General features: G+C 68.1%; 25 protein-coding genes. 10 read left to right on the top strand and 15 right to left on the bottom strand.

All coding sequences use genetic code 11. From position 1 onward, the window contains the following. Positions 1-100: 100 nt before the first annotated feature. Complete coding sequence (locus ACH438_RS07455) at positions 101-463, top strand: DUF4189 domain-containing protein (RefSeq protein WP_397002347.1); 363 nt, start codon at positions 101-103, stop codon at positions 461-463. A 100-nt stretch (positions 464-563) separates the two neighbouring features. On the opposite strand, the gene ACH438_RS07460 is transcribed toward ACH438_RS07455, so the two are convergent. Genes ACH438_RS07460 through ACH438_RS07470 form a run of 3 tightly spaced genes read right to left on the bottom strand, consistent with a single transcriptional unit; the run spans position 564 to position 1,975 of the window. Next, complete coding sequence (locus tag ACH438_RS07460) at positions 564-1,238, bottom strand: NADPH-dependent F420 reductase (protein WP_397002349.1); 675 nt, start codon at positions 1,236-1,238, stop codon at positions 564-566. A 43-nt stretch (positions 1,239-1,281) separates the two neighbouring features. After that, on the bottom strand, positions 1,282-1,650 hold the full coding sequence (locus tag ACH438_RS07465; protein ID WP_397002351.1) for a YrdB family protein: 369 nt from the start codon (positions 1,648-1,650) through the stop codon (positions 1,282-1,284). A gap of 1 nt (position 1,651) precedes the next feature. Then, the gene (locus ACH438_RS07470) at positions 1,652-1,975 is read right to left on the bottom strand and encodes an ArsR/SmtB family transcription factor (protein WP_397002353.1); all 324 of its coding nucleotides are present in this window, start codon (positions 1,973-1,975) and stop codon (positions 1,652-1,654) included. A gap of 113 nt (positions 1,976-2,088) precedes the next feature. Here ACH438_RS07470 and ACH438_RS07475 point away from each other — a divergent pair, with 113 nt between their 5' ends. Continuing rightward, the gene (locus ACH438_RS07475; protein WP_397002355.1) at positions 2,089-3,294 is read left to right on the top strand and encodes an MFS transporter; all 1,206 of its coding nucleotides are present in this window, start codon (positions 2,089-2,091) and stop codon (positions 3,292-3,294) included. Between the two features lie 89 nt (positions 3,295-3,383). Here the strand turns inward: ACH438_RS07475 and ACH438_RS07480 are convergent, their stop codons facing one another. Both ACH438_RS07480 and ACH438_RS07485 read right to left on the bottom strand, forming a co-directional pair. Then, positions 3,384-3,833: a nucleoside deaminase gene (locus ACH438_RS07480; RefSeq protein WP_397002357.1), complete on the bottom strand. Its 450-nt coding sequence runs from the start codon at positions 3,831-3,833 to the stop codon at positions 3,384-3,386. Positions 3,834-3,838: 5 nt separating this feature from the next. Next, a complete protein-coding gene (locus tag ACH438_RS07485) occupies positions 3,839-3,988 on the bottom strand; it encodes a hypothetical protein (protein WP_397002359.1) in 150 nt (49 codons plus the stop codon). 139 nt (positions 3,989-4,127) lie between these two features. Between ACH438_RS07485 and ACH438_RS07490 the strand changes: the two genes are divergently transcribed. Next, positions 4,128-4,970, top strand: a complete 843-nt coding sequence (locus tag ACH438_RS07490) for a hypothetical protein (protein WP_397002361.1) — start codon at positions 4,128-4,130, stop codon at positions 4,968-4,970. Between the two features lie 4 nt (positions 4,971-4,974). On the opposite strand, the gene ACH438_RS07495 is transcribed toward ACH438_RS07490, so the two are convergent. The 3 genes from ACH438_RS07495 to ACH438_RS07505 all read right to left on the bottom strand — a co-directional run bounded on the left by ACH438_RS07495 (position 4,975) and on the right by ACH438_RS07505 (position 7,216). Further along, positions 4,975-5,547, bottom strand: a complete 573-nt coding sequence (locus ACH438_RS07495; RefSeq protein WP_397002363.1) for a methyltransferase family protein — start codon at positions 5,545-5,547, stop codon at positions 4,975-4,977. Between the two features lie 261 nt (positions 5,548-5,808). Next, complete coding sequence (locus ACH438_RS07500) at positions 5,809-6,774, bottom strand: FAD-dependent monooxygenase (RefSeq protein ID WP_397002365.1); 966 nt, start codon at positions 6,772-6,774, stop codon at positions 5,809-5,811. Then, positions 6,686-7,216, bottom strand: a complete 531-nt coding sequence (locus tag ACH438_RS07505) for a BTAD domain-containing putative transcriptional regulator (protein WP_397002367.1) — start codon at positions 7,214-7,216, stop codon at positions 6,686-6,688. The genes ACH438_RS07500 and ACH438_RS07505 overlap by 89 nt, the downstream gene beginning before the upstream one ends. A gap of 110 nt (positions 7,217-7,326) precedes the next feature. Between ACH438_RS07505 and ACH438_RS07510 the strand changes: the two genes are divergently transcribed. From ACH438_RS07510 to ACH438_RS07520, 3 genes are all read left to right on the top strand, one after another. Continuing rightward, complete coding sequence (locus ACH438_RS07510) at positions 7,327-7,629, top strand: hypothetical protein (RefSeq protein ID WP_397002369.1); 303 nt, start codon at positions 7,327-7,329, stop codon at positions 7,627-7,629. Positions 7,630-7,766: 137 nt separating this feature from the next. Continuing rightward, positions 7,767-8,615: a helix-turn-helix transcriptional regulator gene (locus tag ACH438_RS07515; RefSeq protein ID WP_397002371.1), complete on the top strand. Its 849-nt coding sequence runs from the start codon at positions 7,767-7,769 to the stop codon at positions 8,613-8,615. A gap of 43 nt (positions 8,616-8,658) precedes the next feature. Then, positions 8,659-9,423, top strand: a complete 765-nt coding sequence (locus tag ACH438_RS07520; protein ID WP_397002373.1) for a glucose 1-dehydrogenase — start codon at positions 8,659-8,661, stop codon at positions 9,421-9,423. A gap of 16 nt (positions 9,424-9,439) precedes the next feature. On the opposite strand, the gene ACH438_RS07525 is transcribed toward ACH438_RS07520, so the two are convergent. Beyond that, positions 9,440-10,204, bottom strand: coding sequence for a S1C family serine protease (locus ACH438_RS07525; RefSeq protein WP_397002375.1), 765 nt, complete (start codon positions 10,202-10,204; stop codon positions 9,440-9,442). A gap of 39 nt (positions 10,205-10,243) precedes the next feature. Here ACH438_RS07525 and ACH438_RS07530 point away from each other — a divergent pair, with 39 nt between their 5' ends. After that, positions 10,244-10,942 carry a hypothetical protein gene (locus tag ACH438_RS07530; RefSeq protein WP_397002377.1) on the top strand — a complete coding sequence of 233 codons (699 nt, stop codon included), beginning with the start codon at positions 10,244-10,246 and terminating at the stop codon, positions 10,940-10,942. A 14-nt stretch (positions 10,943-10,956) separates the two neighbouring features. On the opposite strand, the gene ACH438_RS07535 is transcribed toward ACH438_RS07530, so the two are convergent. Then, positions 10,957-11,874, bottom strand: a complete 918-nt coding sequence (locus tag ACH438_RS07535) for an SDR family oxidoreductase (protein WP_397003666.1) — start codon at positions 11,872-11,874, stop codon at positions 10,957-10,959. Between the two features lie 92 nt (positions 11,875-11,966). Here ACH438_RS07535 and ACH438_RS07540 point away from each other — a divergent pair, with 92 nt between their 5' ends. Beyond that, the gene (locus tag ACH438_RS07540) at positions 11,967-12,548 is read left to right on the top strand and encodes a TetR family transcriptional regulator (protein ID WP_397002379.1); all 582 of its coding nucleotides are present in this window, start codon (positions 11,967-11,969) and stop codon (positions 12,546-12,548) included. Here the strand turns inward: ACH438_RS07540 and ACH438_RS07545 are convergent. From ACH438_RS07545 to ACH438_RS07560, 4 genes are all read right to left on the bottom strand, one after another. Beyond that, the gene (locus tag ACH438_RS07545) at positions 12,526-13,833 is read right to left on the bottom strand and encodes an ATP-binding protein (RefSeq protein ID WP_397002381.1); all 1,308 of its coding nucleotides are present in this window, start codon (positions 13,831-13,833) and stop codon (positions 12,526-12,528) included. The genes ACH438_RS07540 and ACH438_RS07545 overlap by 23 nt on opposite strands. After that, positions 13,833-14,546 (bottom strand): response regulator transcription factor, encoded by a 714-nt coding sequence (locus tag ACH438_RS07550; RefSeq protein ID WP_397003668.1) that lies wholly within the window; start codon positions 14,544-14,546, stop codon positions 13,833-13,835. Before ACH438_RS07550 ends, ACH438_RS07545 begins: the two co-directional genes overlap by 1 nt. A gap of 55 nt (positions 14,547-14,601) precedes the next feature. Further along, a complete protein-coding gene (locus ACH438_RS07555; RefSeq protein ID WP_397002383.1) occupies positions 14,602-16,107 on the bottom strand; it encodes an alpha/beta fold hydrolase in 1,506 nt (501 codons plus the stop codon). 132 nt (positions 16,108-16,239) lie between these two features. Further along, the gene (locus ACH438_RS07560) at positions 16,240-17,148 is read right to left on the bottom strand and encodes a LysR family transcriptional regulator (protein ID WP_397002385.1); all 909 of its coding nucleotides are present in this window, start codon (positions 17,146-17,148) and stop codon (positions 16,240-16,242) included. A gap of 69 nt (positions 17,149-17,217) precedes the next feature. On the opposite strand from ACH438_RS07560, the gene ACH438_RS07565 reads away from it, so the two are divergent. Further along, on the top strand, positions 17,218-18,711 hold the full coding sequence (locus ACH438_RS07565; protein ID WP_397002387.1) for a UbiD family decarboxylase: 1,494 nt from the start codon (positions 17,218-17,220) through the stop codon (positions 18,709-18,711). A 28-nt stretch (positions 18,712-18,739) separates the two neighbouring features. Here ACH438_RS07565 and ACH438_RS07570 read toward each other — a convergent pair whose 3' ends face one another. Continuing rightward, positions 18,740-20,344: a PucR family transcriptional regulator gene (locus ACH438_RS07570; protein ID WP_397002389.1), complete on the bottom strand. Its 1,605-nt coding sequence runs from the start codon at positions 20,342-20,344 to the stop codon at positions 18,740-18,742. A gap of 268 nt (positions 20,345-20,612) precedes the next feature. Here ACH438_RS07570 and ACH438_RS07575 point away from each other — a divergent pair, with 268 nt between their 5' ends. Beyond that, on the top strand, positions 20,613-22,103 hold the full coding sequence (locus tag ACH438_RS07575; RefSeq protein WP_397002391.1) for a CoA-acylating methylmalonate-semialdehyde dehydrogenase: 1,491 nt from the start codon (positions 20,613-20,615) through the stop codon (positions 22,101-22,103). Positions 22,104-22,111: the final 8 nt, after the last annotated feature.

Consider the following 22,111-nt stretch of genomic DNA (forward strand, 5'->3'; position numbering starts at 1 on the left):
CTTCCGAGCCACACAAGCAGCAGAACCTCATCAGCTACACCCCACTGTCCTGGGCGTCCAGGGCATCAACCCCAGACACCTACAAACTTAGGGAAATCTCATGCGCAAGACCCTGCTGGCCCTGACCGGGCTCACCGCCGTGACCGCCGCCGCGGTGCTGCCCGTCGCCTCGGCGCAGGCCGACGCCAGCTCGTGGGGCGCCATTGCCGTCTCCGGCAACGGCGACCTGGGCTGGGCCTACAACTACGACACCGAGACCTCCGCGAGCCAGGCGGCCGAGGACAAGTGCGGTAAGTCCGACTGCTCCACCATCACCACGTTCCAGGGCTGTGGCGCGGCGGCCTTCTCGCAGAGCATGAACAAGTACACCGGCGGTTACGGCGCCACGCCGATCGACGCCGAGAACAATGCCAAGTGGTACCCGGATTCGAATATCGTCCGCGCGGCCATCTGCAACGACTGACCGGGCAGCCTGCGACGACCGACGGGAAGGCGTGGCGGCCCTGACACCGCCGCGCCGTACCGAAGTCTCAGCGCCGCACTCGAATCGCGGCCCGGCAAGCTCAGCGTTCCGCGGCCTCGACGGCCTTGCGCACGGCTTCCACGCCGGCGGATGCGGCCTCGTTCTCCCAGAACGGTTTTCCGGCCGCGTAGGGCGCGCCGTAGGCGGGCGTATCCGGCTGGATGCGCCAGCTCTGACTCAGGTCACCGATATCGAAGGTGTCGTAGCCGAGCGCACTGATCAGCTGCGCCGCAGCGGCTTTCGCCTCGGAGTCGTCGCCCGCGATGGGCAGTGCGGTGCGATCGGCGGCGCCGGCCGGGCGAGCCAGCACGGCCAGGTGCTCGAAGTAGATATTGTTGAACGCCTTGACGACGCGGGAACGCGGCAGATGCCGTTGCAGCAATTCGGAACTGGTGGTTCCGCCCGCGTCCAGGTCGGCGATGTGGCCGTCGCGGGCGGAGCTGTAGTTGCCGGTGTCGATGACGACCTTGCCCACCAGCTGGTCGGCGGGCAGTTGCTGGTAGGCGCGGAACGGTACCGTCGCCACCACGATGTCCGCGGCCGCCGCGTCTTCGGAGGTGCCGGCGCGGGCCTTGTCCCCCAGTTCCGCGGCCAGTGCCGCGAGCGTCTCCGGTCCGCGCGAGTTGCTCAGCACCACATCGATTCCCGCGGCGATGGCGAGCTTCGCGAGGGTACTGCCGATCCGCCCGCTGCCGATCAATCCAAGCGTCGTCATGACCGCTCCCAACACGCCGCCGGGCGGTAATGTTCCCGGGCGGCTACGAGACTTCCACCTGCTGCAGCGGACGATTGGCCTCGGCGAGCACGGTATTGACCAGGGCGACGACCGCGAAGACGATGGCCGACACCCCGTGCCCGACCACGGCGAAACCGATGGCGCCCGCGCCGAATACGACCGCCTTGACGACCATGATGGCGGCGAACGGAATCTTGTACTTGGCGCGCGGCGACGCGAACGCGCCCCACAACACCGCCGCGATCAGCGGGAAGACGATGGCGAGCACGACTCCGCCGAAACCCCCGCCGGCCAGGTGATATCCCCACCACCCCAGGCCGTAGAGCGCGATGAGTTCCAGGACGAAGGCCAGGGTTTCATTGGCCCAGAAGAGGGACTTGGGGAGCTTCATGTCAGACCTCGGCAGTCATGCTCCCGGCGTTCAGAGCTGCGTCCAGGACCCCGGGGAAGCGGTTGTTCAGATCGGCACGACGAAGCCGGACGAAACGGGATCGTCCTTCCTGCCGTGTGCTGATCAAACCAGCTTCGCGCAGTACGCGGAAGTGGTGTGTGGCCGTTGACTTGTGGACGTCGACGCCTTCGGCCGCGGCGGCACAGGAGTGTTCCGCGTCGTCGGCGAGGGTGACGAGGATGCCGAGCCGCACCTGATCGGACAGTGCGTGCATGACCGCGACGAATCGGATGTCGTCGGTGGCCGGTTGGGGCAGGTACCGCATGCGGTCAGCGTAGCAATTGTTGGATAGTTTGACAGATATCAAACCATCTCCTTAGTATGACGATCGTCAAACTAATTGCGGGCTCTCCGCTCCCACTCCATGAGGAGTTCCGGGTGAATTCACGTTTGCTCACATTGGCTTCGGGCACCTTCGCCATCGGCATCGACGCGTTCGTCACCGCCGGCCTGGTCGCGCCGCTCTCCAGGGATCTGCACGTATCCACGTCCGCGGCAGGGCAATTGGTCACCGTGTTCGCGCTGTCCTATGCGGTGCTGTCGCCGCTGCTGGGTACCGCGACGGCCACGCTCTCGCGCAAACACGTGCTGCTGATCGCGCTGTCGGTGTTCGTGCTCGGCAATATCGTTACGGCGCTTGCGGGTTCGTTCGCGCTGGTCCTGGCCTCGCGGGTGATCGCGGCGGCGGGCGCGTCCATGTACACGCCCAATGCCTCGGCGGTGGCGGCGGCATTGTCGGCGCCCGAGCGGCGCGGGCGGGCCATCGCGGTGGTGGTCGGCGGGCTCACGGTGGCGACCGCGCTGGGCGTACCGCTCGGGTCGTGGATCGGCGGCGCGTTCAGCTGGCGCGCCACCCTGTGGATGGTGGCGGGGCTGGGGCTGGTGGCCCTCGCCGGCGTGGCACTGATCGTGCCCGCCGTGCACCTGCCCACCCCGGCGCTGCTGCGGGAACGCCTGCAACCATTGCGGGACAGGGTCGTTGCCACCACCCTGCTGCACACGCTGTTGCTCTTCGGCGGCATGTTCACCGCCTACACCTATCTGGGGCCGATCCTGCATCATGCGACCGGCGGCAGTGCGGGCACGTTCTCGCTGCTGCTCTGGGTCTACGGCGTCATGGCTTTCACGGGCAGCACGCTGAGCGGGCGACTGGTCGACCGGGTCGGGCCGCATCGCGTCATGCCGCTGACGCTGGGCGCGAATATCGTGATTCTCGCGGCGGCGCCGCTGGCCGGGCATTCGTTCGTGACGGCGCTGATCTGGATCATGTGCTTCGGCCTGCCGGGCTGGATCTGGGCGGTGGCGCAACAGCATCGGCTGGTGGAGCTGGCGCCGCGGGACACCCCGCTGCTGCTCGGGCTGAACGCCTCGGCGCAGTACTTCGGCACCGCGCTCGGCGGTGCGGTGGGTGGTCTCGGCCTGCAGTGGTGGGGCGCCGGATCATTGGGGTGGATCGGCGCAGTGCTGGTGATCGGCGCGCTGGGCCTGCTCACGGTGAGCCTGCGCACGGCCCGGCACCGGAATGCCGCCGCGACAGCGATTCCCGGGACGACTGCTGCACCCGCGACCCAACCCGCCGCTTGAGTTCGCCCTGCGTAATCCGCCGCCTGAGTTCGCCCCCACGGCCGCCGCATCCTCCGACGGCCGTGGGAACTCGCCCGATGGTCTTGGCGTCACTCCGGGACGCCGATGTCCTCGTTCCACAGTTCGGGCTTTTCGGCAATGAACCGGGTCATCATGTCGATGCAGGCGGCATCGTCGAGGACGGTGATGGAAACCCCGTGCGCGGCAAGCCAATCGTGGCCGCCGTGGAAGGTCCGGGCCTCGCCCACGATGACCGCGCCGATCCCGAACTGCCGCACCAGTCCGCTGCAGTACCAGCACGGGGACAGGGTCGTCACCATGATGGTGTCGCGGTAGTCGCGGCGGCGACCCGCATTGCGGAAGGCGTCGGTTTCGGCGTGCACGCTGGGGTCGTCGTACTGGACGCGGCGATTGTGCCCGCGGCCCAGCAGTTTTCCGTCCTGGTCGAAGAGTGCGGCACCGATGGGAATGCCGCCCTCATCGAGCCCGAGTTGCGCCTCTTCGTAGGCGGTGATCAGCAGATCTGCTGCGGAATTCATGCCGATCATGCTGCCATGCAGCGACGGCGATCCTTGCGTTCGAGATAGGTGGCGTAGCCGAGGCCGGCCAGCAGCAGGACCACGACCAGGCCCGGGAGATAGCCGATCAACAGCAGGGCCGAGACCGCCAGAACGACAGGCAGACCGATTTTCATGGTGGAACTCCTTCACAGGCCGTACGACCTGAGAAGAATTGTGAGGTCGGCACATTGCGGCGATATGAAACCCGGTTTCGGGCTCGTATCGTCGAGCCGTGAACAAAGCTGTGAAGTCATGAAGGAGGCTGTGGCGCCCATGAACAGTGCTTTCGCCCGCGATATGTGGCGAGTTCTCGAACCGCTGCACGCGGTCACCTACTTCGCGCCCGAATGCCTCGGTGCGTTCAAGGCCGTCGGTCTGCGCGGTTTCTGGATGGGCTACTTCGCCGGGCGCAGCGCGCCGTTCGGAGCGGCCGGGCCGAGCCTCGTGGAGGCTGCCTTCTTCAATTTCCATCCGCGCATGGTGCGGCGGGCGATTCCGGATGCCTGGGGTTTCGCGACACCCGAAACGGTGCTGGCAGTGCGCGGCCGGGCGGCGGCGGAGGCCCTGCGCGGCATGGCTCCCGACATCGCCGAGGCGGCCGAGCGGGCGTTGCCGAGTCTGCTGGCTGCGGTCGAGGCGGCGCCGGCGGGAGGGCGGCCGCTGTTCGCCGCCAATCGGGATCTGCCTACACCCGAGGATCCGGTCGAGTCGTTGTGGCAGGCCGTGACGGCGCTGCGGGAACACCGCGGGGACGGGCATATCGGGTGTCTGCTGGCCGAGGGTCTCGGCAGCGGTGAGGCACTGGCCTTGTTCGCCGCCGACACCGGCACGCCGCCGGAACTCTGGCGGGAGTTGCGCGGCTGGACCGAAGACGAGTGGGCCGCAGCGGAATCCCGGCTGGCCGAGCGCGGACTGCTGGACGGGTCCGGTATCACCAAGGCGGGGCGAGCCTTGCGGGCGCATATCGAATCCCGTACGGACGCACTGGCGCTCACCGCTTACACAGATGTACCTGATATCGAGGCGACGCTGGCGGCGCTGACCCCCGCGGCTCGCGCGGTCGCGCACACCGGTGTGGTCCGCTCCCCCGATCTGCTCGGCACCGGGGCGCCCTGAGGGTTCACCACACGCCGGGCACGAGCCGCTTGGTACCGATCCGGTATTCCTCGTACGGCTGGCCCAGCGTCTCGACCAGAACTTCTTCTTCGAGGCCGATGCGGCGCAGCAGCGCAGCGGCCGGGAGCACGATAGTGACCAGCAGGGAAATCCAGTTGTCCGAGGCGATGCCGTAACCGATTGTCAGCAGCAGCATCCCGCTATAGGAGGGGTGCCGGACCCAGCGGTACGGGCCGCTGTTCACCACCGTCTGGTCCGCGTCGACCTCCACGGTGGTGCGGAACGACTTGCCCAGCACCGCAATGGACCAGACCCGCAGGACCAGCCCGCCCACCATGAGCAGGATGCCGAGCACCGCCCAGACCAGCGACGAACCGGGAAAGCGCAGCGCGCTGTCTGCGGGCAGCACGACCGCGACGACGATGGCCACGATCATCGAGGCCGCGATGAGCAGGGTGATGGTGAGCCGTGTCCGGCCGTCGCCCGCGGTGGATCCGTTCCCGCGCAGGCGATCCCGCACCCGCAAACCGATCTCCAGCGCCATCCAGACCCAGGTGATAACCACCGCGACAGCCACTGCGCCCCTCTTTCCAACCAACTCGGGTAACCAACCAACCCGAGCAACCAACCAACTCGAGCATCGAACCAATTCGCGGAGCCAACCAGCCGACCCCGATAGCCGACCGAGCTGATCGGCCGGCCATCTCGAATCAACCAGCTGCGAGGCGGCGTGTATACCCGGAATGCCCCGGAGAAGACTCCCGGATGACCGCATTCGATACCTGCGGATGACCCGGGCCACCCGCGCGGATGACACCGGTCGCTCGCAGCCTGCCGATCAGTAGTCCTCGAGGTGGATCGCATTGGCGGCCTTCTCGATCGGATCGATGATCGAGCGCAGCGCCATCCCCTTCCACGGCAGGCGGCTGACCATGCGCAGCATGAAGATCTGCATGCGCAGCGCGCCCTTGCCGCCGGCGACCATCTGGGTGGCGTTCTTCCAGCCGAGCGCGAGGTTCTCGTCGATGAAGTGCTGCATCTTCTCCTGGTAGCGGTCGAAGGCGCGCTGATCGCCGGCCGCGGCCAGCAATTCACCGGCCAGCACGTAGGCGCCGACCAGCGCCATGCTGGTGCCCTGCCCGGACAGCGGCGACGGGCACCAGGCGGCATCGCCGACCAAGGCGACGCGGCCCGCGGACCAGGTGCCGAGGTGGATCTGGCTGACCGAATCGAAGTAGAAGTCCGGGGATTCGGGCATGAGGCGCAACAGGTTCGCGGTCTCCCAGCCGCCGTCGGCGAAGGCGTCGGCGATCAGCCGCTGCTGGGCGGAGACATCGCGGCGGTCGGGCAGCTGCTCCGGCGCGGGGAAGACGAACTGCGCCTTGGCGGCGGCCTGGGTGGTGCTGTACATCTGTACGATGCGGCCCGGGGTGGGGTGCAGCAGCTCCCACCGGTCCAGGTCCAGGTAGTTGGGCACCGAGATGACGGCCGCCGCCATGCCGGTGTGCCGGGCGAACCGCTCCTCCGGGCCGACGACCTGGCGGCGCACGGTGGAATGCATACCGTCGGCGCCGATCACGAGGTCGAACATGCGCGGGGCGGCATTGCGGAAGTGCACCTCGACGCCGTCGGTGTGCTGTACGAGGTCGGTGAGGGAATCGCCGAAGACGTATTCGACGCCGGACTTGGTGGCGTCGAACAGGATCCGCGCCAGGTCACCGCGCAGCACCTCGTCGTCGCCCGGGGAACGCAGGCCGATCAGGTCGGGACCGAGGGTGGCGAGCACCTTGCCCTTGGCGTCCACCCGGCGCGTCGCGCACGTCGGCGAGTGCGGGTCCGCGCCACAGTCCGAATGCCTCATCGAGGAGGGTGGCTGCCGTAGCCGGATCCTTGTCGCGCAGGGCTTTACGCCCACGCTCGGCGAGTTCGGCGAATCGGTGCGCATCGGTGTCCCGCGGATCGATCGCCAATCGGTAACCGGCAGTCGTGGATTCGACGATTTCGCCGCCTCCGGAGCCGTTCCGCAGCGCCCGCCGCAATCGTGACACCTGCGATTGCAGCGCGTGCCCGGCGTCCCCCGGCGGCTCTTCCCCGTGCAGTCCGTCGATCAGCCGTTCCCGTCCGACCCCGCGTCCCGCCTCCAGTACCAGCAAGGCGAGCAGCGACCGCATCTGCGGCCCGCCCACGGAAACCGGACCGCCGTCGTCTCGCCGTACCTCGACCGGCCCAAGCATCCCGAACTGCACGCCCGACAGTATGCTCGCAGTCAGCGAACTGTCGGCGTGCTGTCAGCGCCGCCGCGCATCGTCTTCCCTGTCAGCCGGAAGCAGTCCGGCACCAGCACAGGAGAGACATCATGTCGCACAACCCGCTCGCCAAGCTCTTCACCGGCACCTCGTCGACTCAGGCCACCGAGCCTGTCGCGCAGCTGATCGCCGACCGGATGGAGCATGCCCGCACCGATGCCGAGCAGCGCATGGCCGCCGCCGCGACAAGGGTCGACCTCGCCCTCGCCGCCGACGGCACCGAGCCCTCTACCCGCCTCACCCGCCGGCAGATCAAGGAACTGCGCGCCGGGGCGCGGGCGCAGGGCAAGCAGCTGAAGGCCGACCTCCGCGCCCAGGGCAAGGAATTGAAGACCCGCCGACAGGGCCGGTGATCGCAGGGAGCGTCTCCGGACACCCAGTGCGGACGGCAACCGTAGCGCAGGCGGACCGCGGTCAGTCAGCGAAGCAGGCGGCCGCATCCGTACGGCCGCGCGAAATATCGGCCGCCGCAGGGCTGTTAGCGTGACTTATGGTCAGCGAGCTTGCGGAGCGGCGGCGGGGACAGCTGCGGGAATTCCTGCGGGATCGGCGGGCGCGGGTGGCGCCGGAGCAGGTGGGGCTGCCGGTCGCCGGGCGGCGGCGTACTCCGGGGCTGCGGCGTGAGGAGGTCGCGTTGCTGGCTGGGGTTGGGGTGTCTTGGTATACGTGGCTCGAGCAGGGGCGCGATATCACCGTGTCGGCCGACGTGCTCGACGCCATTGCCAGGGCGCTGCAACTGAGCCGGGCCGAGCAGTCCTACCTGTATCTGCTGGCCGGACTGAATCCGCCGCCGGCGGGCGCGTCGTCCGGCGGGGAGGTCACCGCGGAGATCCGCCGGCTGCTCGACGCCTGGTCGCCACTGCCGGTGGTGCTACGCGATCGATACTGGAATGTGCTGGCGTACAACGATATCGCGCGTCTCATGTTCGGCTTCGACGGTACGGCGCAGAACTGCCTGGTCACCTTCTTCACCAATCCGCGCTACCTCGCCGTGCGGGAACCGTGGGAGTCGGCGGCGCCCGCGGTCGCTGCGGCCTATCGCGCGGATGCTGCGCACGCACCGGGCGATCCCGGATTCGAGCGTGTAGTCACCGAGTTGAGCGCACTGAGCCCGGAATTCGCGGCCTTGTGGGAGCGCCACGATGTCGGCGAACCGGAACAGGCGGTGAATGTCCTGCACCATCCCGAGGCCGGTGAGCTGTACTTCGATGCCACCACCCTGATCCTCGCGCACCGCCCGGACTGGAATCTGGTGCTGTACAACCCGCGACCGGATACCCCCACACTGGACCGCCTCGCACAGCTCGACACCAGCCTGGTGGCGCCACACCTACGATAAACACGCACTGTTCGCGTGCGGTGCCGCTCGGCAGGCTGAAGCCATGACGAACAACGGTTTTCGATTCGACGGCAAGATCGCACTCGTAACCGGGGGCACCAGCGGCATCGGCCTGGCCACCGCGCACCGGCTGTCCGCGGAGGGCGCGCGTGTGATCATCACCGGCCGCGACAAGACGAAGCTGGACAATGCCGTGGCCGAGCTGGGTGACGGCGCGACCAAAATCGCCGGTGACGCAGCGGATCTCGCGGATCTGGACAGCCTCGCCGACCGCCTCCGCACCGAGTTCGGTCACGTCGACGTGGTCTTCGCCAATGCCGGTATCGGCGCCTTCCAGCCGGTAGGAGCCGTCACCGAGGCCGAGTTCCTGCGCGTGGTCGAAGCCAACTTCAAGAGCGTCTACTTCACCATCCAGAAGACGCTCCCACTCCTGCCGGACCGTGCGGCGGTGGTGATCAACGCCTCTTGGTCCCTGCATCGCGGTGTCCCCGGCGGCGCCCTCTATTCGGCGACCAAAGCCGCCGTGCACAATCTGGCGCGCACCCTCGCGGCAGAGCTGGCGCCCAAAGGAATTCGCGTCAATTCGGTGAGCCCCGGCTACATCAGCACCCCGGCCTTCCGCGCCGAGTTGTCGGAGGCGGCACAGGCCGCCGCAGCCGATACGGTCGCCGCCGGCCGGGTGGGCACGCCCGAGGAGGTAGCCGCCGCGGTCGCCTTCCTCGCTTCCGAGGAGGCGTCCTACATCAACGGCCAGGACCTGCTGGTGGACGGCGGTCTGATCGCAGCTCTCCCCGCGCAGCTCCTCTGATACTCAGTGGTTTTCGCTACCAACTAGCCCAGCTACGCGCCACCTGCACGGCTGTATCGATCGGAATAGCGAATGCGGACGCACCACCGGGCGCGGGGTTACCGGTATCGATGCTGGTGATCATGCCGACCACCCGGCCGTCCGCATCGAAGAGCCCGCCACCCGAATCACCGGGCGCCACACGGTTGTCGATGGCCAGCATGCCGGTGAGCCGCGAAACCGGCCGGCCGCCTTCACCATCCGATCGGGTCGACTGATTCACCGCCACCAGCGTGCCGGTAGCGGTGACGGGCAACTCGCTCCCACCCGCATACCCAACGGCCAGCACCGCACTTCCCGTTTCCGGCCGCGCATCCGGATCGATCCGTGCGACAGGCAATCCGGGCGGACTCTCCAGCTTCAGCAATGCCACATCCCGCAGCGCGTCCGTCCCCACGCGCGTGGCCCGATAACTCCGCGTCCCGGTGGAATCCGCAACAGTGATCCGCGACGACCGATCGACGACATGACTATTGGTCAGTACCAGCCCCGTCCCATCCAGCACGATCCCCGACCCGGACCCATTCCCATCGGCATGCACCGCAACCACCGACCGCGCCAACTGCACAGCCATATCCCCCAAATGCGACATCTGCGACCGAACCCGCACATCCTGATCCGCCCGCAGATGCTCGCCGGCAAACACCGTGACCCCGACAACCAGCAACCCGACGCACAGCCCACCGATGCGCTCCGGTTTCCCGATCCACCGCCGCACGATTGCCCATCGATCGCCGCTCACCCCTCCAAGCTATAGGAACGCCCGGCATAGCCTCGCCCCATGAGTTCCCCGGGGGAGATCCACCGTTCGGCCTCGACCTGGCAGCAGCCCGTGCCCGCACCGGCCTCGACCGAGCGCACCGCGCTGGTCGGACAGGTCGCCGACCGAATCCTGGCGCTGGGCCCGGGACGGCTGCGGGTCGGCATCGACGGGTTGACGGCAGCGGGGAAAACGAGTTTCGGCCATGAGGTTGCCGAATCGATCAGCCGCGCGGGCCGGCCGGTACTGCGAGCCAGCCTGGACGATTTCAAACGGCCGTGGCGTGAAGCGCATCTGTACGACCGCCTGTCCGGCGAGGGCTACTACCGCAATGCCTTCGACTACCCCGCGACCCGGACACTGCTGCTGGAACCTTGCGGCCCGGACGGTTCCGGCCGGTGCGCGTTGTGCGCCATCGACCCGCTGACGCAGATCGACCATTCATCGGAGCTGATCGAGGTCCCCGCGAATGCTGTGCTGATAGTGGACGGGGTCTTCGCATTCCGGCCGGAAATCAACGCGCACTGGGATTTCCGCATTTGGCCGGAGGTGTCACCGGAGGTCTCGGTGCGCCGCGGCGCGGCCCGCGACAATGATGAAGCGCTGCACCGGGATCGGTATCTGCCGGCCGAGCGGATCTACCTCACCGAGGTTGATCCGGTGCCTTTCATGGATGTCGTCATCGACAATTCGATCTTCGAACGACCCCGGCCGAAGTAGCACGGAGTCCCCGGCTAAAGAGCGTCGAAGTAGTGACCGTGTTCGAGGTCTTCGAGTAGGCCGCGGTGGACCGGCTTCCAGGCGAGTAGTTCGCGGGTGAGGTCGTTCGAGGTCGGGTTGTCCAGGCCCACAATGGCTGCCAGGAAACCGAAGTGTTCGGCGGCGCTTTCCGCCGGGACGGACTGCACCGGGAGGTTCAGACGGCGGCCGATCACTTCGGCGATATCCCGCATGGCGAGTCCCTCGTCGCCGACGGCGTGAAGTCGTGTTCCGGCGGGGGCGGATTCCGCTGCGCGCGCGAACAATGCGCCTACGTCGAGGGTGTGGGCGGCGGGCCACTGGTTGGCGCCGGTGCCGAGGTAGCCGGCGAGGCCGGTTCGGCGGGCGGTGGCGATGAGCATGTGGGCGAAGCCGTGCCGGTCGAATTCGCTGTGTACGACCGGTGGGATGCGGACTGCGGAGGATCTGATCCCGCGCTCGGCGAGGGCGATGACGAAGTTCTCCGTCTCGGAGCGCGGGAGATTGTCGTCGCGGACGAGGGTGTCGGTCTCGAGGGCGGGGCGGCCGAGGCCGAGCATGGCCAGCATGATCGTGCCCGAGGCGACGGTGAGGGCCTTGCCGCTGCCCGCCAGTGCGTCGGCGAAGGTTTCGATCACCTGCCGGTCCAGGGCGGCCGCGCCGGCCATATCGCCGGAAAGCATGGATTCGTGGTCGAACGCCAGATGTACGACGGCGTCGGTGGATGAGGCGACGGTGCCGAGGAGGTCGAGGTCGGCGAGCGAGCCGCGCAGGACCTCGACGCCGCGGGCGGTGAGTGCCGCGGCCGATGCGTCGGAGCGGGCCAGTCCGGTCACCTGGTGACCGGCGGCGAGCAGTTCGGGGACGAGGGCGGAGCCGAGGTGGCCGGAGGCGCCGGTGACGAGTACACGCATGGGGATCACTCCAGAGAACGAGTAGGTGATGTCAGCTACTGACATGACGATACACCTGATGTCAGCCACTGTCATCAGGTTAGGATCGCTGCATGGCCCGGTGGGAACCCAATGCGCTCGGCCGCCTGGAACAGGCGGCGCTGGAGCTGTACCGCGAGAACGGCTTCGACAGCACCACCGTCGCCCAGATCGCCGAACGCGCCGGCCTCACCGAACGCACCTTCTTCCGGTACTTCACCGATAAGCGCGAGGTGCTGTTCGGCGGCACGCAGCCGCTGCGGGAGCTGCTCGTGAACGGGGTCGCGGCCGCACCGGAGGGGACCGCGCCACTGGCTGCCGTGCTGGCGGCGCTCGAGCACGCGGCCGATGAACTCTTCGAGCCGCGGCGCGCGCTCGCCCTGCAGCGGCAGCTCGTCATCGACGCGAATCCTGGGCTGCAGGAACGCGAACTGGTGAAGAGCGCCTCACTGGGCGTGGCGCTCGCCGAGGCATTGCGCGAGCGGGGCGTACCCGAGACCGTGGCCGAGTTGGCGGGTCAGGTCGGCATTGCGGTGTTGCACACCGCTTTCGGACGCTGGACCCGCGACACCGGCGAGCAGACCCTCGCGCAGTTGCTCCGCGACACCGCAGCGCAACTACCCGCCATCGAGCTCAATCCTGTTGCGGGAGGCTGAATCCCACTTCCGCGCCACCCTCGGGGCGATTCGCGGCGAAGACCGCGCCCTGATGCGCGGTGACGATATCGTGCACGATCGCCAAGCCGAGACCCGAACCGGGCGTGGCACGCGTGCGATCGGCGCGATAGAAGCGATCGAAAACCGCCTGATGATCTTGCGGATCGATGCCGGGACCGTGATCGCGCACCACCAGCCGGGTGTGATGGACGTGCACGGCAATGGGCGTCTCGTCCGGGCTGTATTTGCTGGCATTGTCCAGCAGATTGTCGATGGCACGGGCCAGGGCGCGCGGCCGCGCGGTCACCGCGAGCGGGGCATCGGCGGTCACCGTGACCACGCGACCGGTGCGCCGCCGGACCCGCTCGGCGCGATCCTCCGCCAGCTGCGGAAGGTCCACCGGCACCGGCGTTTCCGTCGCATACCGGTCGGCGGAGAGGTCGACCAGCTCACCCACCAGATCGTCGAGCGCCTTGGCTTCCTGTACCAGCGTGGTCAGCACCTGTGTCTCGTCCGCGGGAGCCAACCGGCCGCGTGCGCGTTTCAGCAGTTCGGCGCTCCCCCGGATCGAGGTCAGCGGGGTGCGGAGTTCATGGCTGGCATCCTGCACCAGCCGCTGCTGCTGGGCACGTGAAACTCGCAGGGCCGCAAGCATGCTGTTGAAGTTGCGCGTCAGTTCGGCGACTTCACCGCTGCCCGGATCCGGCAGCACCGCGGACAACTCCTGGGTGCTGGTGATGTGCGCCGTCGCCGCGGCCAGCCGGCGGATGGGCCGCAGGATGCGGCCGATCAACAGCCAGCTCAACAGCGACACCACCGCCACCGCGGCAATGGTGAGCAATACTGTGCGCCAGAGGAATTCGTTGTCGATGCGCTCGACCTCGGCGATGTTCTGGCTGACCATCACCGCGCCGCCGCCATGCGGCCGCGCCTTGGTGAGCACGTCGTAACTCACGCCGTCGACGACGATGCTGTTCGAATTGCTGCCCTGCCCCGAGGCGGCCACGGCCCGGTCGGCATCGGTGACCGGCAAGGGTTTCCGGCCCCGCGTCAGCAATTGCACACCGCCGTCGGGCAGCAGGAGTTGCTCGGTCATATCCGGCCGCACCGGCAGCGGGGCAGCCGTGTCGAGGATGGCGAGCACGGTGTCGGCGCGGTCGGACAGACCGCGTTCGATCTGGGTCGCCACCAGCGGCGCGACACTGCGGTAAGCACTGGTGACGGTGATGAGAATGGCCGCCACCGCGGCGATCACCGCCACCACGGTGAGGCGAGCCCGCAACATCACGGCACCCGGACGGTGTAACCGACGGTGCGAACCGTGTGTATCAGCCGGGGCGCACCGCCCTGTTCGGTCTTGCGCCGCAGGTAGCCGATGTACACGTCGAGCGACCGGGATTCGGTGTCGAAATCGAAGCCCCAGATGTGTTCGTAGATCTGTGTTCTCGACAGCACCACGCGCTCATTGCGCATGAGCAGTTCGAGCACATCGAATTCGGTGCGGGTGAGGTCGAGCAGCCCGCCGCCGCGCCGCACCTCGCGGGTGGCCGGATCGAGCACCAGATCGGCGACGGTCAGCAGACCGGCATCTTCTGCGACGTCGAAAGTGCTGCGGCGCAACAAGGCTCGCAGGCGCGCCAGCAGTTCCTCGGTATCGAACGGTTTGGCCAGGTAGTCGTCGGCTCCGGCGTCCAGGCCGGCGATGCGGTCGCCGACCTGGTGCCGTGCGGTGAGGACCAGGATGGGCAACCGGTCGCCGCGCCGGCGTAACAGCCGGCACAGCGACAAGCCGTCCAGTTGCGGCATCACCACATCCACCACCGCCAGGTCCGGGCGCTCCCGCTCGAGCAGTTCGAGCGCTTCCCGCCCGTCCGCGGCGAGCAGGACGCGGTAGCCCTCGAAGCGCAGCAGCTGGTCGAGGGTGGAGCGCACGTTCGGGTCATCCTCGGCGACCAGGACGGTCGCGATGGTCTGGCTCGAGCCCATGGCCTGCCTCATGGTGGTCATGCGTCCAGTCTGGACGGTGGTGGGTTTGCCGGGGTGTCGCGGGCGCTCAGTTCGTGACCGGTCTCACCACGATCGGCGGGACCGTGGCCACACATTCGGTCGAGCCCACGGCACCGGTGCGGACGAATCCGGCGATCACACTCGCCACGCAACCACTCGGCTCCAGGTCCGGCACGTGACCGGTATTGGGCACCGAGACGAACGTGGACCGGGCGAACTTCGCCGCCACCAGCTTGCCGTTGGCATCCGGGGTGATGGCATCCAGATCACCGGAGAGCACCAGCACCGGCACCTCGGGCATGGCCGTCCGGACCTGGTCGGGGCGTTCGTGATTCGCGATGCCCGGCCAGCGCACGCAGATATCGCCGCCGTCGCGCTGACCGTCCTCCCAGCCCCGCGCACTGAACGCGCCGAGCGTGGCCGGCACCTTGGCCAGCGCGGCATCGAACTGCTGCTGCCGCTGCGGCACCGGGGCGTTCATCGACCACAGGGTCGCATAGTCGTTGCAGGCCACGGTGATATAGGCGTTCATGTTCTCGTAGCCGGTGCCGCTCATGGCGGACTGCACGAATTCCTTCAGCCCGCTGTCGTCACCGCGGGCCCCGGCATGCAGGGCCGACGGCAGCAGGCCGAGCGCGGTCAGCTCCTTGGGCTGCGCGCCGACATTGGTGCTGGCCGCCTCGAAGATCAGGTTCGCGAGTTTGCCCTCGTCCAGCTGCATCGGATGCGGCTGCTGAATCTCGACCGGGTGCGCGCGCAGGCGGGTGGCCACCGTGGTCAGGTCCGCCACCGCGGTCGGCCCGTCGCAGGCCCGGCTGCGCTCGCAGACGCGTTGCAGCGTCAGCGAAACCGCTTCCGCATTGGGCCGTTGCAGCCGATCGAAATCGGCCGGGTAGGCGCCGGTGAGCACCATGGACTGCACGTGGTCCGGATGCCGTTGCGCGTAGACCGGCATCAGATAGGTGCCGTAGGAGATGCCGTACGGCACCACCTTGTCGATGCCGAGATGCTCGCGCACGGCGTCGAAATCGTCGGCGGTGGCGGCGGTGGTGTAGCCCGCGGCGCGCGCACCGAGCTGTTTACCGCAGCTCTCGACGGCGGCGAGTTGTTCTTCGCGGGTGCCGTATTCGAAGCGGTCGTTGTCGACGCCGCAGTTCATCGGGCCGGAGACGCCGGTGCCGCGGGCGTCGATGAGCAGCAGGTCGTGATCGGAGATCAGCTCCTGCGCCACGGCCACCGCCTCGGCGGCATGCGAGATCAACGGCACGCCCGGCCCGCCCGGATTGGGCAGCACGGTGCCCGCGGCGGGCTTGCCGATTTCCGTGCGCCGCACCATCGCATAGCCGACATCCACCGTGCCGAGGCCGGGTTGCCCGGCCACCAGCGGCCGCTGCACCACACCGCAGTCGACGGTGTGCCCGGCCACCGTCGGGCACCAGTCCGGAGTCTTGGCCGCACTGCCCGAATCCGCGCTGTCGCACCCCGTGATAACCCCGCCGACGACAGCGGCGGCCAGCGCCACACTCACCGCCGAACGCACGAATACGCGCATACCGCAGCCCCTTTCGATCCTCGCGTCCGGTTCTTCCCGGAACGTCGAGGACGATCCTCGGTGCGCGACGTCAAAGCCCCCGCAAGCCAATGACAAAAGCGTGTAAGAATCCGCGAACCGTGTCCGGCGGCGCTAGCGGGCGGCGTCCCGCTCCCGCTCGGCCAGGCGGGCCAGCTCGAGCACCTTCGGGTCGGCATTGTCCGCGCGCCACACCAGCAGCGTTCGCGCCGGGGGCAATCCGGTGAACGGCACGAACACCACCTCCGGATGCGTGAAGCGGGTCGGCATGGCGGCGGTGGTCACGAAAACGGCCTCGCCGTGCGCCACCGCGCTGAGCATCTCCGGCTCGGTGCGGGCCGGGGGCGCGGTCGCGATCGGACGGCCCGCGGGCGTGGCCGCGCCGGGCCAGAAACTGCGTGCGAACTCGAACACCACATCCCGGTGCGGCTGGATCACCCGCACCTCGGCCAGCTCCTCGATATCCACCTCCGCGCGCCCCGCCCAGCGATGGTTGCGGCCCACCGCCAGCAGCCGCGGGAACACCGCCAGTTCGGGACCGACCGTCAGGTCGGGCTGGGTGACCGGGGCCAGCGAGATCTGGCAATCGATCTCACCGCGCCGCAGCGGCCCGTAGATATCGGTCCACTGCACCTGGATGAACGACACCGGATAATCCGGAAACTGCCGGCGGAATCGCGCGATCGGCCCGTCCAGGGTGCTGCCGTAGGGCCCGAGGAAACCGATGCGGAGACGCCGCGCGCTCTCCCGGACTTCGACGAAGGCCTGCCACAGATCGGCGAAGGCGGGCGCCACACCCGCCAGCAACTGCTCGCCGAGCGGATTGATCCGCACCCGGCGGCTGGTGCGATCCACGAGCTTGCGCCCGATCCGGTTCTCCAAGGACCGGATCAATTGACTCACCCTCGGCTGGGACAAGCCCAGCCGTTGCGCCGTCCGGCCGAAATGGAGTTCCTCCGAAAGCACGAGAAACGCTTCCAATTCCGCTGGATCGACGCGGAAACTACCTGCTGGTTCACTCATTAGCATTGCTGATCGATACTGCCGGAACTCGCCATTGATAGCCAACTCGAACCGAGGAACGCTGACCCGGTGGCTACCTCACATCTGAAGAGCTTGCGGGCGTTCATCGAAGCGCTCGAGGAGATCGGCGAGATCCAGCGGATCGACAAGACGGTCGACTGGAATCTGGAGATCGGCGCCGTCATTCGCCGCTCGTACGATCTGCGCGCACCCGCTCCACTGTTCACCAGCATCAAGGACTACGAGGACACCGGATTCCGGGTGCTCGGCGCGCCGGGCGGACTGTCCGCGCCGGGGCACCGGCTCGCGCGCATCGCGCTGTCCCTCGGCCTGCCGGCCGAGGCCTCCGGGCAGGAGGTCATCGAAGCCGTTGTCGCGGCGCGCGGTAAGCCGGGCATTCCCCCGCAGGTGGTGGCGGCCGAGACCGCGCCGTGCAAGGAGCACATCGTGCTCGGCGACGATGTGGATCTGAATATATTTCCGACACCGCTGATTCACGGCAATGACGGTGGCCGGTACATCCAGACCTGGGGCATGAACATCGTCAAGACGCCGGACGGGTCCTGGACGAACTGGTCGGTCAACCGCATGATGGTCGCCGGCAAGAACACCCTCGCGTGCCTCATTCCCGGACCGCAGCACCTGGGCATCATTCGCGCCAAGTGGGCCGCCGAACGCAAACCGCTGCCCATCGCCTTGGCCCTCGGTGTCGAACCGGGCCTACCGTTCGTCGGCGCCATGCCACTGCCCGAGGGCGCGGACGAATCCCATTTCCTGGGAGCGCTTTTCGATGAGGGCATCGAGGTGGTGCCCGCCGAGACCGTCGACCTCATGGTCCCCGCCACCGCGGAGATCATCATCGAAGGCCATATCTCGTTCGACGAGACGGTCGAAGAAGGCCCGATGAACGAGTACCCGGGCTACAACGCCCTCGAGCACTCCCCCAAGCCGGTCTTCCACGTCTCCGCCATCACTCACCGCGACGGCGCCATCCTGCCGGTCGTGGCTGCCGGACCACCGGTGGAGGAGGACCACACCGGAACCGGCACCATGCATGCCGCCGAAATCCTCTTCGAACTGCGCAAGGCCGGGCTACCCGCGGCCTCGACCTGGTTCAGCTACGAGTCCGCATTGCACTGGCTGATCGTCTCGGTACGCCAGGATTGGCACCGGACCACGGGATTGTCCTCGGCCGAACTCGCGCAGCGGATCGGCGATATCGTCTTCGCGGGCAAGGCCGGATTCGGCGTGCCGAAGGTGCTGCTGGTCGAGGACGATATCGACATCACCAATGTCGATGAGGTGGTGTGGGCCTTCGCGACCCGCGCTCATCCCGAGCACGGCGAGGTGCACTTCCCCGCGGAACTCACCGCGGCACTGTCGGTTTACCTCTCCGAGGTGGAGCAGCACAGCTACAAGGCGGGCAAGGTCGTCTACAACTGCCTGCTGGCTGATCTTTTCGAGGAGAACGATCGACCGGTGAAGGGCAGCTTCCAGAACGGCTGGCCCGCCGAGGTCCAGCAACTGGTGCTCGACAATTGGGAGAAGTACGGATACCGCTGACGCCTTGCGTCACGAATATCGCTGATACTCAGCGGTTTTCGAGATCCGGAACAGCGAGGTCGCGGATCAGCAGGGCGGCGTGCAGAGAAGTCCGGGTCTCGCCATCGTCCAGATCCACGTCCAGAATGCGCTCGATCCGGGACAACCTGTCATAGAGCGTGGGACGGCTGATCGTGAGGCGCTTGGCGAGTTCGGTCTTGTTGCCGGCCAGGTCGAGGAAGGCCCGCAGGGTGCTGGTCAGATCCGCGGCCTGGCGGATGTCGTAGCGCAGCAGGGCGCTCAATTCGGTTTCGGCGAAACGCTGCACGCCGGGCTCGTCGCGGATCAGCGACAGCAGCCCGCGCAGACGCACATCGCCACTGCGGTAGAACGGCCGCGACGCCGAGGACACCAGTGACAGCGCCACTTCCGCCACATGCGCGGCCTGCGCCAGCTCGCGCGCGGTGTCGAGCAGCGACTCCGATTCGGTGCCGACGCCGATGACGGCCCGGTGCACGCCCGCCACCCGCCGCACCTCGGCCAGTACCGTCAGGCAGACCCGGGTGAGGATCTCGTCGAGCTCGCCGGTGCGGGATACGGCCAGCAGCAGGTTGATCCGGCTGCCGTGATCCGGCGCGCAGAGGGCGGTGGCCTTGGCCAGGCCGATGCCGTGGGTGGCCGCGTCCAGCAGGGCGGCCGTCCGCCGCTGCTGCGCTACCGGATCGGATTCCACGGCCGCCGCGACATCCACCGCGAGGGGCACGTACCGGGCACGGCGGGCCAATCCGAGCGCGGCGGCCAGCGCGAGGGCGTCCCGCTCATCGGTGAGGCGTCCGGTGAGCATGTCGTCGATGAGCCCGGTCTGGGCCTGCCGGTGCAGGCCGAAGCGATCCCGTTCGATCATGCGATGCAGGGTCAGGGTCTGCGCGGCGCGTTCCAGCACCATGCGCGCCCGGGTGCCCGGAACCCGGCTGGAGCGCACGATCAACCGGCCCCAGCGTTGCGTGTGCGGGCCCACCGGAACGACATTCGCGTCCTCGTCGGGCAGCAGCCGCGAGGTGGTCTCCCAGCGCTCGAGCAGCACCGATGTGGACATGTGCCGGGCGGCCGAGGCCAGTACGCGATGGGTCAGATCCTCCAGCACCACCGACGCGTCCAGCATCCCCGCAGCGGTTTTCACGATTTCGGCGAGCGAGGCGCGGCGGACGCTCAAGGCCGTGAAGGTCTCGTGCACCGTGCGCGCGAACTCCAGCTCCGCGTACTGATCGGCCACGATCACGCGGTGCACCGCCTCGGTGATCTCCACGAACCGCACCACCCGATGCAGCACCACGATCGGCAGCCCCAGCCGATCCGCGGTCCGCGCCAGCACCGCCGGCAGTTCCTGCAGGTAGGTACCCAATTCCACGACCAGGCCCGAAACCCCCGCCGCGGCAAGCGCTTCCAAATAGGCCACGGCCCGCGCCTCGCCGCCGGACAGCGCCTGCCCGGTGGTCAGGATCAGTTCCCGGCCGACCAGTAGCTTCGCCACATCCGGCAGTTCGCTCACATGCACCCAGCGCACCGGCCGATCCAGCGACCCGCCGCCCGCGACCTCCGGCTCCCCGGCGCGCACCACCGGCATGGCCAGAATGTCGGCAACGGTAAGGAGCACCGCCGGATCGTAATACGAAGGCTGGAAACTTGTACAGAACGTAAGCCGCTTAACCGCCCGATCGGATGCAGAGTAATAACCGGGCCAGTGCAGTCCCGCCCCGATCTCGTTACGGGGTGGCGGTGTCCACGCCCTCCTCCCAGCGGCCCGTCCCTGCCGTACCGGCGGCCTTTCCCCGCCGTGCGGACCACCGTCCCCTGCACGGTGACGGGACGGGCCGCTCGCCACAACCGGTCCACCGAACAACAGCGCACCGAAACGAGGAGATATGCAGACCATCGCCCACTGGCTCGACGGCAAGCCCTTCGCCGGCACCAGCAGCGCCACCGCGCCCGTCACCAACCCGGCCACCGGCGCGGTGACCGGACAGGTCGCCCTCGCCGACGCCGCCGATGTGCGGGCGGTCGTGGACGCCGCCGCCGCGGCCTTCCCGGCCTGGCGCGACGCGTCGCTGGCCAAGCGCACCCAGGTGCTGTTCCGCTTCCGTGAGCTGCTCAACGAGCGCAAGGAAGAACTGGCCGCCGTCATCACGTCCGAGCACGGCAAGGTGCTCGCCGATGCGCTGGGCGAGGTCACCCGCGGGCTCGAGGTGGTCGAATTCGCCTGCGGCATACCGCATCTCCTCAAGGGCGGATACACCGAGAACGCCTCCACCAAGGTCGACATCTTCTCCGTGCGGCAGCCGCTGGGCCCGGTCGCCGTCATCTCGCCGTTCAACTTCCCGGCCATGGTGCCCATGTGGTTCTTCCCCGTCGCCATCGCCGCCGGCAATACCGTGGTGCTCAAGCCGAGCGAGAAGGACCCGTCGGCATCGCTGTGGATCGCGGCGCTGTGGCAGGAGGCCGGGCTGCCCGACGGCGTGTTCAATGTCGTCCAGGGCGACAAGGCCGCGGTGGACGAACTGCTGGAAAACCCTGCGATCAAGGCGGTTTCGTTCGTTGGGTCCACGCCCATCGCCAAGTACGTGTACGAGAACGGCACCGCGCACGGCAAGCGCGTACAGGCGCTCGGCGGGGCCAAGAACCACATGGTGGTACTGCCCGACGCGGACCTGGATCTGGCGGCCGACGCCGCAGTGAACGCGGGCTTCGGCTCCGCGGGCGAACGCTGTATGGCCATCAGCGCGCTGGTCGCCGTGGGCGATATCGCCGACGATCTGGTGGCGCGGATCACGCAGCGCGCCAAGACCATTCGCACCGGCGACGGCACCCGCGGCACCGATATGGGGCCGCTCGTCACGCAGGTGCACCGCGACAAGGTGGCCGCCTACATCGGCGCGGGCGAATCCGCCGGGGCCACCGTCGTTCTCGACGGGCGCACGGTCGAGGCCGACGGCGCGGCCGACGGATTCTGGCTCGGCCCCACCGTTCTCGACCATGTCACCACCGATATGACCGTCTACACCGACGAGATCTTCGGCCCGGTGCTCTCCGTGCTCCGCGTCGACTCCTACGACGAGGCCCTCGCCCTCATCAACGGCAACCCCTACGGCAACGGCACCGCCCTGTTCACCAATGACGGCGGCGCGGCCCGGCGCTTCCACAACGAGGTCGAGGTGGGCATGGTCGGCATCAACGTCCCCATCCCGGTGCCCATGGCCTACTACAGTTTCGGTGGCTGGAAGAACTCCCTGTTCGGCGACTCGCACGCGCACGGCGTCGACGGCGTGCACTTCTTCACCCGCACCAAGGCCGTCACCACCCGCTGGCTGGATCCCAGCCACGGCGGGCTGAACCTCGGCTTCCCGCAGAACCACTGAGCCCGGAA

The organism is Nocardia sp. NPDC020380, from assembly GCF_044386975.1.
Classification (GTDB): domain Bacteria; phylum Actinomycetota; class Actinomycetes; order Mycobacteriales; family Mycobacteriaceae; genus Nocardia.